Origin of the sequence: Zwartia panacis (assembly GCF_030410395.1) — a bacterium.
Lineage (GTDB): Bacteria > Pseudomonadota > Gammaproteobacteria > Burkholderiales > Burkholderiaceae_B > Zwartia > Zwartia panacis.
Genome location: NZ_JAUHHF010000003.1, coordinates 170,237 through 183,409, shown reverse-complemented (window position 1 = coordinate 183,409; position 13,173 = coordinate 170,237). Strand labels below are relative to the sequence as shown.

Annotated in this window: 15 protein-coding genes and 1 pseudogene; 6 read left to right on the top strand and 10 right to left on the bottom strand. The window is 53.7% G+C overall.

Annotated elements, in window-relative coordinates:
• Nucleotides 1-32 precede the first annotated feature (32 nt).
• From QWY30_RS05630 to QWY30_RS05610, 5 genes are read right to left on the bottom strand one after another with little or no spacing between them, the layout of a single operon-like run.
• Nucleotides 33-917, bottom strand: coding sequence for an ABC transporter permease (locus QWY30_RS05630; protein WP_290239016.1), 885 nt, complete (start codon nucleotides 915-917; stop codon nucleotides 33-35).
• Between the two features lie 9 nt (nucleotides 918-926).
• On the bottom strand, nucleotides 927-1,844 hold the full coding sequence (locus tag QWY30_RS05625) for an ABC transporter permease (RefSeq protein ID WP_290239014.1): 918 nt from the start codon (nucleotides 1,842-1,844) through the stop codon (nucleotides 927-929).
• Entirely contained in the window at nucleotides 1,844-2,923 is a 1,080-nt protein-coding gene (locus QWY30_RS05620) for an ABC transporter ATP-binding protein (RefSeq protein WP_290239012.1), read from the bottom strand. Before QWY30_RS05620 ends, QWY30_RS05625 begins: the two co-directional genes overlap by 1 nt.
• Nucleotides 2,920-3,981: an ABC transporter ATP-binding protein gene (locus QWY30_RS05615; RefSeq protein ID WP_290239010.1), complete on the bottom strand. Its 1,062-nt coding sequence runs from the start codon at nucleotides 3,979-3,981 to the stop codon at nucleotides 2,920-2,922. The genes QWY30_RS05620 and QWY30_RS05615 overlap by 4 nt, the downstream gene beginning before the upstream one ends.
• Nucleotides 3,918-5,585 carry an ABC transporter substrate-binding protein gene (locus QWY30_RS05610; protein WP_290239009.1) on the bottom strand — a complete coding sequence of 556 codons (1,668 nt, stop codon included), beginning with the start codon at nucleotides 5,583-5,585 and terminating at the stop codon, nucleotides 3,918-3,920. Before QWY30_RS05610 ends, QWY30_RS05615 begins: the two co-directional genes overlap by 64 nt.
• A gap of 202 nt (nucleotides 5,586-5,787) precedes the next feature.
• Here QWY30_RS05610 and QWY30_RS05605 point away from each other — a divergent pair, with 202 nt between their 5' ends.
• Nucleotides 5,788-6,219: a VOC family protein gene (locus tag QWY30_RS05605; protein WP_290239008.1), complete on the top strand. Its 432-nt coding sequence runs from the start codon at nucleotides 5,788-5,790 to the stop codon at nucleotides 6,217-6,219.
• Here QWY30_RS05605 and mazF read toward each other — a convergent pair.
• The 4 genes from mazF to QWY30_RS05585 all read right to left on the bottom strand — a co-directional run bounded on the left by mazF (nucleotide 6,205) and on the right by QWY30_RS05585 (nucleotide 9,428).
• Nucleotides 6,205-6,546: an endoribonuclease MazF gene (gene mazF / locus QWY30_RS05600; RefSeq protein ID WP_290239007.1), complete on the bottom strand. Its 342-nt coding sequence runs from the start codon at nucleotides 6,544-6,546 to the stop codon at nucleotides 6,205-6,207. The two genes, QWY30_RS05605 and mazF, sit on opposite strands and share 15 nt — an antisense overlap.
• Nucleotides 6,546-6,788, bottom strand: a complete 243-nt coding sequence (locus QWY30_RS05595) for an AbrB/MazE/SpoVT family DNA-binding domain-containing protein (protein ID WP_290239006.1) — start codon at nucleotides 6,786-6,788, stop codon at nucleotides 6,546-6,548. The genes mazF and QWY30_RS05595 overlap by 1 nt, the downstream gene beginning before the upstream one ends.
• A 101-nt stretch (nucleotides 6,789-6,889) precedes the next feature.
• On the bottom strand, nucleotides 6,890-7,378 hold the full coding sequence (locus QWY30_RS05590; RefSeq protein ID WP_290239004.1) for a low molecular weight protein-tyrosine-phosphatase: 489 nt from the start codon (nucleotides 7,376-7,378) through the stop codon (nucleotides 6,890-6,892).
• Nucleotides 7,379-7,763: 385 nt separating this feature from the next.
• Nucleotides 7,764-9,428, bottom strand: a complete 1,665-nt coding sequence (locus QWY30_RS05585; protein ID WP_290239001.1) for an NERD domain-containing protein — start codon at nucleotides 9,426-9,428, stop codon at nucleotides 7,764-7,766.
• Nucleotides 9,429-9,560: 132 nt separating this feature from the next.
• On the opposite strand from QWY30_RS05585, the gene QWY30_RS05580 reads away from it, so the two are divergent.
• The 5 genes and pseudogenes from QWY30_RS05580 to QWY30_RS05560 all read left to right on the top strand — a co-directional run bounded on the left by QWY30_RS05580 (nucleotide 9,561) and on the right by QWY30_RS05560 (nucleotide 12,496).
• Entirely contained in the window at nucleotides 9,561-9,923 is a 363-nt protein-coding gene (locus tag QWY30_RS05580) for a type II toxin-antitoxin system RelE/ParE family toxin (protein ID WP_290239000.1), read from the top strand.
• A complete protein-coding gene (locus QWY30_RS05575; protein ID WP_290238998.1) occupies nucleotides 9,920-10,255 on the top strand; it encodes a helix-turn-helix domain-containing protein in 336 nt (111 codons plus the stop codon). Before QWY30_RS05580 ends, QWY30_RS05575 begins: the two co-directional genes overlap by 4 nt.
• A gap of 65 nt (nucleotides 10,256-10,320) precedes the next feature.
• Nucleotides 10,321-10,518 (top strand): annotated as a pseudogene (locus QWY30_RS05570) (addiction module antidote protein); the annotation flags it as partial.
• 60 nt (nucleotides 10,519-10,578) lie between these two features.
• Nucleotides 10,579-12,084, top strand: coding sequence for a DUF2779 domain-containing protein (locus tag QWY30_RS05565; RefSeq protein ID WP_290238996.1), 1,506 nt, complete (start codon nucleotides 10,579-10,581; stop codon nucleotides 12,082-12,084).
• A 94-nt stretch (nucleotides 12,085-12,178) separates the two neighbouring features.
• Complete coding sequence (locus tag QWY30_RS05560; RefSeq protein WP_290238995.1) at nucleotides 12,179-12,496, top strand: hypothetical protein; 318 nt, start codon at nucleotides 12,179-12,181, stop codon at nucleotides 12,494-12,496.
• A 6-nt stretch (nucleotides 12,497-12,502) separates the two neighbouring features.
• Here QWY30_RS05560 and QWY30_RS05555 read toward each other — a convergent pair whose 3' ends face one another.
• A complete protein-coding gene (locus tag QWY30_RS05555) occupies nucleotides 12,503-13,114 on the bottom strand; it encodes a class I SAM-dependent methyltransferase (RefSeq protein ID WP_290238992.1) in 612 nt (203 codons plus the stop codon).
• Between the last annotated feature and the right edge of the window lie 59 nt (nucleotides 13,115-13,173).

Genomic DNA, 13,173 nt, shown 5'->3' with positions numbered 1-13,173 from the left:
CCAGTTCCAAATAAGAAAATGAATAGCGGTATTTATTGCAGGGTCGGGTCGAGCTTGTCGCGTACCCAGTCGCCGACCAGAGAAATCGAAAGCGTGGTCAGCACAATGACTGCCGCCGGAGCCAACAGGATCCAAGGCGCGGATTGCAGGTATTCGCGTCCATATCCCACCATGTTGCCCAGGCTTGTCAGGGGGGCTTGTACGCCAAGTCCTAAAAAGGACAAGCCGGATTCGAGCAAAATGACCTCAGGAAAGGTCAGCGTCATGCTGACGATCAAGGTGCTGGCGATATTGGGCAGGATGTGGCGAAAGTAAATGCGCCAGGTGCTTGCGCCCAGAGCCTGAACGGCATTGGCATAGCCTTGCTCGACCGCGGCAACGGTGAGGTTGCGGGTGATCCGCGCGGTGCGTTCCCAGCCGTGGCAACCCATCAGACAGATAAACAGGACCAGGGTATTGCCAAAAAACGCCAGAACCGCGAGTGCGATCAACATAAACGGAATCGAGGCCTGGAAATCGATCGCCACCATCACGGCTTGCTCGACCCAACCTCTGAAGCGTGCCGCCAGAAAGCCCAGCGTCAAACCAATCGTCGCGGAAATCAAGGTGCTGGCAAAGGCAATCAGCAAGCTCATCTGGATCGAGGTCACGAGTCGAGACATGACGTCCCGTCCAAGCTCATCGGTTCCCAGCAGGTGATTGATCTGTCCGCCGAAGCCTACGGGGGGCTGAAGCCTGGCCGATAAATCGAGTGCGGTGTAGGCATACGGAGTCAATATCTCCGCAAACAGAGCAATGAACAACATCACTGCGAGCCAGATCCAGCCAATCAACACGATGGTCGGACACCGAAGCAGATTGTTGCACAATGCGGTGATTTTGAATGTAAATGTCGAGATAGCCGTTATTGTGCTCATGCGATGCTCCTATTTCGAGGACCGGATCTTGGGATCGATCATCAGGTTGAGCGCATCGACCAGCAGATTGGCGCCCACCATGCTGAAGGTCACCAACAGCAAGGCTGCCTGGACGACAGCGAGGTCGCGATTGGCGACTGCCGAGACGATGAGTCGACCCACTCCGGGCCAGGAAAATACGCTCTCAACGACGACCGCACCGGCGATCAGCGCGCCGAGCATCAAACCCGTGATTGTCAAAATAGGTGCCGCCGCATTCGGCAGGGCGTGACGAATCACGACATGACGCCAGCTCAGTCCCTTGGCCGAAGCCGCCCGGATGTAAGGTTGACCCAACACTTCGAGCATGGCCGAGCGGGTATAGCGAGCGAGCACCGCTGCGCCGCCGATCGACAGCGTGATGATGGGTAAAACGGCATGCCCCCACGAGGCGTAACCACCGCTGGGGAGCCAGCCAAGGGATACCGCAAAGATCAACACCATCAACACACCCAAGACAAAGCTCGGCATCGAATGACCCGCCACAGAAAAACTCATGATCAAGCGGTCAATCCAGGTATTGCGGTGAAACGCCGCAAATACGCCGGCAGGAATCCCGAGTAAAAGCTTTAATAAAAAGGCGGGCAGGGTAATCGCGAGCGTGGCTGGGATCGCTTCTAGGACCAGCGACATGGCCGAGGCGCCATTGCGCATCGAAACGCCAAAATTGCCGGCCAGAATGTTGCCCAGATAGCCAAAGTATTGATGAGAGAGTGGCGCGTCGAGTCCCCAACTTTTGCGAAAGGCCTCGATGGCCTCAGGTGGCGCATCGGCGGACAGAATCATCATGGCTGGATCGCCAGACATTCGGAGGATAAAAAAGGTGAAGGTGACGACGAGTAAAACAGTGAGTCCGGAGCGCGCGCCCCGAGTCAGTAAATAATTCATCAGGCTGCAGCTTTGAGTGGTGATGGGGGTAGGGAGTCAGTGGCCAACGGGACGTAGACAAGCGGCGCGCTACCTTGATGCAGATGGCACGCGACAGCGTGTCGACCGTCGAGCATCGTTTTAATTGGCGTCTCAGTCTTGCAGCGTGCCAGCATGCTGGGACAGCGAGGATGAAACGCGCATCCGGTCGGAACATCAATCGGATTAGGCGGTTCGCCCGTGAGCAAAATCCGTTTGCGTGGCTCGGTGGCACCCGTTGCCCCAAGAGTGCCATTCGTACCACGTGCGCCACTCGGATGAGATACCGCCGATATCAGCGCGGCTGTATAGGGGTGAGCGGGCTCTGAGAGGATTTTTTCCGCAGGGCCTTGTTCGATGATTTTCCCGAGGTACATCACTGCCACGTCATCACAAATATGACGCACGATACGCAAGTCGTGACTGATAAAGAGCATGGCTAGGTTGCGACTTTTTTGCAGGTCGGACAAAAGGTTGATGACTTGCGCCTGGATCGACAGATCGAGTGCTGAAACAGGCTCATCACAGACCAGCAAACGAGGCTTGAGCACCAGGGCTCGCGCCATCACTACGCGCTGACGCTGACCACCCGAGAGCTCATGGGGATAGCGACCATAAAGATCCTCGCCGATACCCACGGACTCGAGCGCCTCGTGGGTGGCAGCCAGTTGCGTAGCACGATCGCCAAGGTTTTGAATCACGAGAGGTTCTAGCACTTGATCGACAATCTTGAGACGACGATCGAGAGCTGCTAACGGATCCTGATAAACCATTTGCATGTCCCGGCGTTGCGCGCGCCAGTGCGCATTACGTTTAGCCTGAATCGGCTGACCCGCAAACGTGATCTCCCCGCTCGAGGCCGGAAGTAAACCGATCAGCATGCGGGCGAGGGTGGATTTGCCACAGCCAGACTCCCCGACGAGACCGAGTGTTTGGCCTGCGTTGAGTTCAAGCGAGATCTGATTGACCGCACGCAGGATGCGCGGCTTGGCAAACCTGGTTTTGGAGTCTTTGACGCTAAAGTTGCGGCTGACCTGAGTCGCCTTGAGTAAAGGTGTCATGCTGCTCTCTCTACGTGGCACGCCACACGATGATCGGCATGGACCCTGCGCAGAACGGGCAGGATGCGATGACAGTCGTCACGGGTGAAATCGCAGCGTGGCGCAAAGCTGCAACCTTTAAAGGCCGTGCCGGCGGTGGGGACCTGGCCCGGAATCGCCTTGAGCGAGGTTTGTTCGGACTCAAGCGAAGGCATCGCAGCCAAGAGTCCGTTGGTGTAGGGGTGATGACCTCGAGTGAACAAATCGTCGGTGGGCAGATGCTCGACAATTCGGCCACCATACATGACGGCGACGCGTTCGCTGGCCTCGGCGATCACGCCCAGATCGTGGGAGATCAGCACCAGCGCCATATCGGAATCTTTGCGCAACTGATTCAACAAATCCAGAATCTGCGCCTGCACGGTCGCATCAAGCGCCGTGGTCGGTTCGTCAGCTACGAGTAAATCAGGTTCGCCAGCCAGCGCCATCGCGATCATGACGCGTTGATTCATGCCGCCAGAAAGCTCATGCGGATAAGCGCTCAGGCGTTGCTTGGCATTGGGCATTTGCACCCGATCGAGCAAATCCAGAGAAACTCGGCGCGCCTCGTCGCCATGGAGCCCCCTGTGCAGCGCCAAACTTTCGGCAAGCTGTTTTTCAATGCGGTGCACGGGATTCAGACAAGAGGCTGGATCCTGAAAAATCATGGCGATCTTGCCACCACGGACTTCAGAGAGTCGGCGGTCGTCCATGCCGATCAGCTCCTGTCCAGAGAGCTTGGCGCTCCCCGAGACACGGGCTTTGGGCCCTAGAAGACCCAGCATCGCCATCCAGGTGACGCTTTTCCCGCACCCAGATTCACCCACAATCCCCAGCGCCGTCCCTCTTTTAATCTCGAGATCGACACTGTGCACTACTTTGCGCGTTTCGATACCGTTGGCAAACGCGATGGTCAGACCCTTGACGCTCAAGAGCGTCTCGGGAGTCTGTTTTTTGACTGGGTTTCTGTCAAACATCATTTTGGAGGCTGAAGGTTGTCCGCGCGGAAGTCCATCAAGAACGTTTGCGAAGGTTTCCACCCAAAATCCTTACGCTTGGCATAAAACACGGCGGTACGATGCAGGACCGTGTAAGCCGGGTCTTCGCGTTCGGCAATGACAAGCATGCGTGCGAATGTTTCACGACGCTCTTGCGGATTGACCGAGGAGGTCAGCACGTTAGAGAGTTTGTTGAATTCGTCGTTGCTCCACTCACCCATACGCTGCTGCTGGCCATTCGGACCATGCTGGTTGACCATTGAGCCGACTGGGTCGCTAAAGGGCGCGGAGTTGGACCAGCCGCGCACACCACGCGTTGGACCTTTTTCAAAAATCTGTGCCCAGTTTTCCGCCATCTGCATCTGAACGTTCAGACCCACCGCTTTCCACATCTCGAGCATGATCTGATCGGTCTGTGTCTGGTTGGTGTAGTAGTTGTTCATGGTGCGGAAAGGAATCGGCTCGCCTTTGTAGCCGGCTTCTTTCAACAGTTTTTTAGCCAGGGCAGGATCGTATTTGGGAACTTCCCAATCCTTGATGTACATGTCGCCGTAGAATTCCCACTGCAAACCAGCCGGAATCGTGGTTTTGCCACCCCACAGCGCGTCCACGATGGCTTTGCGGTCAATCGCGTGCGACATGGCCTGGCGGATCTTGGGATTCGCCAGAACTGGGTGCGTTTTATCAAACACCACCAAGCGGTGATTCATCACCGGGCCACCAGAGATTTCGAATTTTGGATTGTTTTGAATCAGCTTGAACTGATCGGGTGGAATATCCGTCACAAAATCATATTGACCCGAAATCAAACCATTGATGCGCGAGGACACCTCAGGTACGACCGTATAGCGGATCTCACGCACATTGGGTTTGCCACCAAAGTAGTCGTCGTTGGCAACCAGCACCAAGGACTGATCCTGCTTGAGCTCTTTAACCTTGAAAGGACCCGCGCTGATGGGCTGTTGCGCCCAGGTGTTCCAGTCCTTGGCCGCCAGATAGGCCTTTTTGGAAATGATCTCGGAGCCCAGGCGCGCCAGACGACCTTCAAGCGTCAAGTCTGGCAAGGCATTGACCAAACGCACGGTTTTGTCATCGACAATCTCAACGCCGATCAACGAAGGCCAGATGTTGCGTGCGACCGCCACGACTTCGGCTGGAGGTGTGGGGCCGGTGGCAAAGGTGGGTTCATTTGCTGCGGCATCTGCTGCTGCAGGTTTTGCCGTTGCGACGCCTATGCTGGGCTTGGTATTGCCAAACATGCGCTGAGGGCTAAAACTGAAGGCAATGTCTTCGACTGTGACAGGATCACCGTTGTGAAATTTCACACCAGGACGGAGCGTGAACTCGAGCGTGCGATCGTCGATGCGCTTCCAGGATTCGGCGATCCCGGCTTTGGGTTTTAGGTCTCCGGTGGTGTCTAGCTCGATCAGACCGGCATAAATCATCGGCAGTACGCGTGTCCCGACGTTACTCTGTTCGCGTAAGGGATCGAGCGCGCCGCTATTGGAAATCTGCTGAACCGCGACACGTACGACTGGACGATTGTCCGGCACAGCGGATTGCGCGTTTGCGATTTGAGCGGTCAATGTGACGCCGGCAAATGCCAGCGTGAGGTATTTGGCTAAACGGGGAAGTGAAAATGTCATCGTTGATTCCAGTTGAGAGCACTGAAAGCAACTTTAAAGAGGCTAGATGTACGTTGGGTTACTGTTGTGTGAAGGTTTTGTGACGGCTCCCGGCAAGTGCAATGATCTCAAGCGCAGGGATCACAGCGTGATCTGAAATACACTGACAGATTCGGTCAAGCTCGTTATTCGTATTTAGTCATGCACCGAACGGAGTCAGCCAATGAAACCACGCATCACAGTGATCACGCTCGGCGTCGAGGATCTCGAGGTGTCGCTACGCTTTTACCGCGACGGGCTCGGCTTTCCTACACAGGGCATCATTGGCCAAGAGTTTGAGCATGGTGCTGTTGTGTTTATTGATATGCAGCCGGGTCTTCGTCTCGCGCTCTGGCCCAGGGCGAGTATCGCCCAGGATACTGGGATCGCAATAGGCAGTTCTTGCCCCACCGAGATGACCTTGGGTCACAACGTATCCTCAAAAGCCGAAGTGGACGCAGTCATGACTCAAGCTGCCACGGCAGGGGCGACTATCGTCAAGCCCGCACATGACACATTTTGGGGTGGGTACTCAGGGTATTTCCAGGATCCGGACGGACACCTCTGGGAGGTTGTTTGGAATCCTCAGTGGGTTGAGAATTTATTTGATCATTAATAACGCTTTGATTTTCGCTCTGACATGCAGCATGACCATTGGAGGAACGATGGCTTTCTTTTTCGCACGTCTGACCTTCCAGTCTAGTGACTTCACTTGATCTGACAGAACTGCGCAATCGACGCCGTCAATCTGAGTCACTACCTCGAAGGGATTGTTTTTAATTTTAGAGGTCAGCGGACAGCAGACCATGAGACCTGTTTTGCTGTTGTAGGTTGCAGGGCTGATGACAAGTGCTGGTCGGTGTCCGGCTTGTTCATGCCCTGCCTGCGGATCAAATTCTAGCCAAACGACATCAGCTGCATCTGGAACATAAACGCGCGGCATTAGAGCGCCTCTTTGCCGACGGGGGCACCAAAGCTGATTTCACCGTGGGTATTTCTAGCATTGATGCCATCCACAAGCATATCTAGGTCGTACTCGACTTTGTCTATTGCTGTGATGATCACTTGGCCTTTTGACACCCTGAGGTCCACTCTTTCTTCGAGCTGAAGTCCGGCCTCTTTTAATACGGCTGTTGTCAAGCGAAGGGCGGGGCTATTTCCCCATTTTCGAATTACTGCGTCCATGCGAGCACTCCTAACAAGTGTATACATTGTAGATACATTTTGCTATTGTGACAAGCAGGTATCAGCATCTGTCAACGCAATGACTGCTGCGCTGATTTTCTTTATGCTTTTATCTTGTGAAGTGAGAATTTCATCAGCCCTTCGCTAGCCTCTTCGATCAAATCCAGTACATCTTCAAACCCTTGATCCCCTCCGTAGTCAGGATCAGGTATGACAGATGCTTGAGTTGTTTGCAAAAACTCAGCCAAACCCCGAATTTTATAAAGATGTGAAGCAGGACACATTTCCTCCAGCAACACACGGTTATCCCAATCCATCGTCAAAAGCAAATCGAATTCTTCAAAATCACGTTCAATAACTGGTCTAGCCCTCAAGTTTGAAAGATCGTATCCTCTCTTGAGTGCATGTTTCTGGCTTCGTTCATCTGGTGGTGTGTCGGGATGAAAATTATGCGTTCCCGCTGAGTCAATTTTGAACCTGTGCAGGATATCTCTATCAGCAAGCTTTTTTGAAAAAACAGCTTCTGCGATGGGACTCCGGCAGGTGTTGCCCATGCAGACAAATAAGATTTTAAAGTCAGCTTTGTTCATTTTGATTGCGTCACGCGTCCGACTGTTGTTCAGAGTTGTCTTAAGTCAAATGATGCGCAAGGGTATTTCTGATGAACTGCTTTTCGTAATGGCGATTACGCCTGCTCTTTTTTGCTGAAGCCCGTTTGCCCAAGCGTTTATCCACCACGATACTGGATAGTGCACTAAGGTCATCTAGTGTTTTGATGGCATTGGGTGAGTTTCTACGTGTCATGTTGTTTTTGTCTAAGACTCAGAAACAAGAGCGGGTTAGAGTCCTTGTGACAGTGGATGTTCGCTAATCAAGAATTTTGCTGCGAACTTGGTGATTTTTACTCTGTATCCATACAAGTTATCGGGTTGTTACTCGATAGTGACATGTCCGTCTTCCCCTCTGCATGTCCCCCTACAACACTCCCATCAACTCCCCAGCCGCACGTTCGGTTAGCACCACCTCTGCTGCGATATGCGCTCGCGTCAGTCCCACAAACAATTTCCGTTTCACGCCCTCATCGAGCGCCGCAAAATCCACCTCGGTCAACACGATCCCGGCAGCGCTTTGGCCTTTGAAGCGATAGACCGAATCCACCAATAACTCGCCCTCCGTCCAGAGCGCGTCCCCGGACTTAGAGTATTTACCGGTGGGGCGTCTGAGCGACCAGTCCCCCAGGGCTGGGGTCTGGATCAAGACCGAGTTCGTCAGTCCGCGCCAGCTCACCAAGGCAATGTCGGAGAGCGCGATACCGAGCGACAGTAGATGTTTCACCGCGGTTTCAGTTTGGCGTCGCAGCTGCGCCTCGGTCGTGTAGGTGTGAAAATTGGGCACCTCGCCCTCATAGGCCGAGCGCGCTTCGATCGGTGCTTGCGAGAGCTTGAGCGCGTTGAGGACCTGGCAGATTTGGCGGGGAGTACGGAAATTGTCCTGGCAGTGGACTGTCACCACATCCGACAGATCAAACTCTTCGCGCGGATAGAGGCGTTGTGCTGCATCCTCGAGTAAATAAATCCGACCGTCTTCCGAGAGTTGCGGCAGCAAGCTCGCCACCCAGTCCGGTTCAAAATCCTGCCCCTCGTCGATGATGATCAGTTGATAGCGACCCTGCATCTCCGGAGTCGCCTCGACTGCTGCCTTGTACTCAGCACTCAACTGATCGTACAAGCCCTGGGCGCCAAAATCCGGCTCACCCACATGCCTGCGGTGATGGTCCACACAGAGTTCATGAAAACTTGCGACGTGGGCGCGCGTGGGGGCGAGTTGCGTGATGTGATCTGCCAACGCGCGGTTGTAACAAACATAGAGACTGCGCTGAGAGGTTGCGGCGGCATCTTGTAACAAACGCAAGGCCAGTTGCGTCTTACCCGAGCCCGCCGTCGCCTGGATCCTCAAGACACCCGAGGGCGTATCGATTCGCGGCACCCAGGTCGCCAGACCATCGGCCAGACGCAGGGTGGTCTGACGCAGCTGCGCACCCAAGACTCGCAGATCGGGCGTGACTTTAAACTCATTACAGAGAAATTGCCGTAGTGCGGTGAGCGGACTAGGCTCAGCTTTAATCAAGCTACTCCCTCCAGCACTTCCACCACCACTAGAAAGCGCCTCCATCACATAAGAACCCAGCTGCGCAAACCCCGTCGCATCGACAATCCGCTCAGGCGGGATGCTCAAAACGTGCTGCCCCTCTACCCTAAAGTCCGGCAACACCAGACAATTAGTGACTACCGCGCGCAGGCCCGCTTGCTGCAAGCGACTGACCATCGCGGCGTGCTGAACCCTAAGCTGCCGCCCCACGTCCTTGCTGCCATCCTTGTAGAGCTTGAACATCACCCCGTCGATCAGTTTCAACGTACCGGACTTGATTTCCAGCAACATGATATTGCCCGTCGGCCCCAGCACCACCAAATCAATCTCACCATGCCGGTCACGCCCCTCGTGCACCGAATGCCACGGCACACTATGAAAAATCTCATACCCTTGGGAGAGTGATTGCTCAAGCATCCGCAGCACATCAACCTCGCGTTGTAAGCCATTGATCGGTATCGCCGGCGGCAGGGAAGGGTAAAGGACAGCCATAGCGGACTCCTCTTTGGATAGATCACAACATAACGTATTTACGCGCATGAATAGGGACATGCGGTCATGAATATCGTCTGAGAAGGCGACATCTTTGATTGACTTTTTATACCATTTCATATATATTTAGTCATGTCTACGAAAGAAAAACCGCTCGAATGGATCGGCAGCAGCTATAAAGACTTGTTGGATTTGCCTGCAGATGTAAGGCGAATTTTCGGCTTTGCTTTGTCGCTAGCTCAAGTTGGCGACAAGCATGATGCAGCCAAAATACTTAAGGGCTTTGGTGGTGCAGGCGTACTTGAGGTACTGGAAGATGATATCGGCGGCACCTACCGCGCCGTCTACACAGTTAAGTTTACTGAAGCAGTGTTTGTCCTTCACTGCTTTCAAAAAAAGAGCAAGCGCGGTATCTCCACGCCGAAAGAGGACATGGACATCATCCACGCCAGGTTGAAAATTGCCGAAGCGTACGTAAAGGAGTTACGGAAATGAAAACTCGACTTGTTAGCGGCGTTGAAGTGCATCATGGCTCTGCCAATGTGTTTGCTGATCTTGGCCTAGTTGATGCTGAAAAGCTCAAGATTAAAACGGGCTTGGTGATTGAAATCAGAAAAGCCATGAAAAGTCGTGGCCTGACACAACAGGAGGCAGCCAAGCGGATGGGCATTTCCCAACCAAAGGTCTCTGACATGATGCGGGGCGACTTCACCAATCTGTCTGAACGCAAACTGATGGATTGCCTGACACGATTAGGCTACAACATTGAAATAAAGATTCGTCCGACCAAAGCAGAGGTTGGACACTTAATATTGGCGGCAGTATAGCCTCCGCACTGACTGCACCGAGGATGGCAACTATTGCAACTGCACAAAAAATTAAGGTGTAACGAATGAACACCCTCAAAGTTCGCAAATGGGATAGCGCTGAGTACCTTAAAACGGAACAGGACATGGCAATGTATTTTGAAGCCTGTCTGCAAGAAGCAGGAGATGATGCCGCGTTTCTTGCCAAAGCGCTAGGTAATATTGCGCGTGCCAAAGGGAGGTCTCAACTCTCTCGCGATACTGGCTTAGGTCGTGAGAGTCTCTAGAGCAGTCTCGCATTCGGTGCTCTTGGCAAGTCATCAAAGCAGTATCGGAGAACACCCATGCGCCCACTGTCCAAGTCAAAACTAATGCCCTATCGGCAGTGCCCCAAGCGCGTGTGGCTCGAAGTTCATCACCCAGACTTACGCGCAGACACTGCGGCCTCCCAGAAAAACTTTGACACTGGACATCAAGTCGGAGAGATTGCCCAGCAGCTGTATGACCCCACAGGGCAGGGCACGGTCATCGAGCCCTTTGCCGAGGGCATTGATGCCGCGCTCTCACTCAGCATGTCTCTGCTCGACACGCCAAATCCCATTTTTGAAGCCGGCTTTGCCGCCGAGGGGGCGATGGCGTTTGCAGATGTGATGCTGCCGGTACAAAACCCCCAATCCCAACCCCTACGCGCCTGGCGCATGGTCGAGGTCAAATCCTCGACCTCCGTCAAAGACTACCACCGCGATGACGTTGCCATCCAAGCTTTTGTCGCCCGCGCGGCAGGCGTGCCCCTGACCGCTATCGCACTCGCACATATTGACAACACCTGGACCTATCCCGGCGACGGAGACTATCAAGGCCTGCTCGTAGAAAACGACCTGACCGACGAGGCCTTTGCCCGGGGTGCAGAAGTCGAACGTTGGATCGAAGCCGCGCAAAGCATCGTCGCCCAAGCCACGGCACCCGCCATTACGACCAGCAAGCACTGCCATGATCCTTATCCTTGCGGATTTTACGCACACTGCCAGAGCCAAGAACCTCAAGCTGAACACCCCATTGCCTGGCTACCCAAGCCCTTGAAAAAAGGCTTGACCACGCTCATCGCAAACACGGGCATCACAGAGCTACGTGACGTTCCTGATCACTTGCTGAGCGACAAACAACAGCGCGTTAAAAATGCGACTCTTGCGAAAGAGGCGTATTTTGATCAAGCGAGTGCAGCACAGGCGCTGGCTGCGCACACGCTGCCGGCGTATTTTCTGGATTTTGAAACCATCTCGTTTGCCGTGCCGATCTGGCCGGGTACGCGACCCTATCAGCATATCCCGTTTCAGTTTAGCGTTCATCGCCAGTCCAACACACAGCTTACTGAGCAGGCCTTTATCGACCTCTCCGGCAACGATCCCTCTAAGGCCTTTGCCGAGGCCCTGATCGCAGCCTGTCGCGAGCCCATCCCGATTTTTGTGTACAACGCAGGCTTTGAAATGACCCGCATCCGCGAGCTCGCCGAGAGATTTCCGCAACTCTCCCAAGATTTGCTCGCGCTCAATGCACGCGTGGTCGATCTATTGCCTATCGCACGGGAGCATTACTACCATCCCAGCCAACAGGGTAGCTGGAGCATCAAAGCCGTCTTGCCCGCACTCTGTCCACCCCCAGAGCTTAATTACGAAAAACTCGAAGGCGTCCAAGACGGCGGCATGGCCATGGACGCCTTTGCTGAAGCCATCGCACCCTACACAACAACCGCACGCAAAGCCGAGATCGAGCGACAGCTGCTTGACTATTGCAAGCTTGATACCTATGCCATGGTGCGCCTGTGGAGCGCGTTTACCGGACGGATACTATAAGTATCAGTCGCACTGGATAAGCGCGTGAAATCACTCTCCGAAAGAAGTCCCCTCTGCATACCATGTTCAGCCCTAACCAACACTGAACATCCCTATGCAAAACACAGAAACAAAGAAACCTGCTCCAAAAACCAAATCCGCAACTAAAGTCTCCACCAGATCATCCACAGAAACAGCGCCCGCGACAAAGTTTGCAACTGCTGCTGCCATTGATCCACAACCTATACATCTTGAGCAGAACGCACTGGAGCAAGAGCATGCTCAGGCGATTAAACGGCTAGAAAAAGAGATCGAAGCGTTGAAACTTAAAACAACCGAGATCCAGCAGTCGATGGATCAAAAGATGAAACTGTATGTGAAGATGCAATTAGGTGCGATGAGCTTACTGGGGATGTTTAATATTTTTGGGTGATAAGTGTCACGAGTCTTTTCGTAAAGCCATCTGAATCCAACTAACTTCTGGGCGACCACTTTGATCAGGTGCTGAGATACATCTCAGTACGGTCGCTCCGTATTTCTCTGATAGTTGGCGAATTTCTTGTTCAGAGACCTCGTACATTTCACGTTCGACAGGTGCAGGTCCGCAGCGCAAGGTCACGGCCAGTACTCCTTCTGCGGCAAGCAAATGCATGAGGTTTTCAAAGGCCTTTGGCCTGAGCGCTGGCGCCAGATGCATCCAAACCGCGCTCAGCAAAATAAAGTCAAAAGAAACACCTTGGGTAGCCGCATGCGAGAGCGTGTTTTCAAGACTAGGTAATTGATCGTCAAGCCAAGTGATAGCAGCTCCGCTATGAAGCTTTTGCGCCTCTTGACGCATCCCCGCAGAAGGCTCAACCGCCCATACGTTAAATCCACGATCGGCCAGCCAAGCCGCATCTCGGCCAGAGCCAGCCCCCACATCCAGCGCCATTGCCTTATCGCGAGTTGGTAATAAATCCAAGAGCCAGTGGTGCACAGCGTGAGCCTCCAAAGACTCATATTGCTCAGTTAACTGCTGAGCATGCACATCGTAGTAAGGAACGCCTGCCATAAATACTCCAAGGACTTAGCCAGCCAGCCAGAATTTGGTTACATTTGAAACATGTTAGT